This is a genomic window from Parachitinimonas caeni (assembly GCF_030129945.1).
Lineage (GTDB): Bacteria > Pseudomonadota > Gammaproteobacteria > Burkholderiales > Chitinimonadaceae > Parachitinimonas > Parachitinimonas caeni.
This window is the reverse complement of the sequence record NZ_JARRAF010000151.1, coordinates 1-702: the sequence shown is the minus strand read 5'-3', so window position 1 is coordinate 702 and position 702 is coordinate 1. Positions and strand designations below refer to the sequence as shown.

Below are 702 nucleotides of genomic sequence, written 5' to 3'. Positions count from 1 at the left end.
CCTGCCACTGTTTCATAGCCTCAATCGGAGACAAGAAGTTGAGGGCTTTTTGTGGGATGTGATGATTGTAGGCAATGAGGTAGTCGCGCAGGGTCGTTTCGAGTTCTGCCGCACTGGCAAAGCGGGTCTGTTTGACCAACTCACTGATCCGACCATTGAAGCGCTCGACCATGCCATTCATCTGCGGCGTTCTGGGCGGAATCAGACGATGTTCGATGCCCAGTGCCGTGCAGTGGCGATCAAACGCATGCTGCCCACTCGGGATCTTGGCCTTGCTGGTGAAGCGGTCGGTGAACTGGCTGCCGTTGTCGGTCAGCAGTTTCTCGATCTTGATGGGGGAAGCTTTGTGCAGGCGGGAGAGGAAATCCACGCTGCTGGCTTCGGACTGATCGGCATAGATGCGCAGAAACACCCAGCGGGTCGCCCGATCAATCGCGACGAACAGATAGCGGCGGGCCGTTTCATCCGGCATCTGTGGCAAATACTTGATATCGACATGGAAATAGCCTGGAGCGTAGTCCTTGAAGCCCTTACGGGGGCCCTCGGGCGACTCTGGGTGCAGACTGGCCTGCAGTTGCTTGAGATTGCCGACACCCTCCCGCACCAGCAGCCGGTTGACGCCCGAGCGCGAGGCTTCGGCATGGATGAAACGCCGGGTCACGGCGAGCAGGTCATCCAGCGGCAGCAGCAAGGTGGTGCGCA

1 protein-coding gene is annotated in these 702 nt (G+C 59.0%); it reads right to left on the bottom strand.

The annotated features are described in order from the left end of the window. A partial coding sequence (locus PZA18_RS24060; protein ID WP_284103426.1) for a DDE-type integrase/transposase/recombinase occupies nt 1–702 on the bottom strand: 702 nt, incomplete at both ends.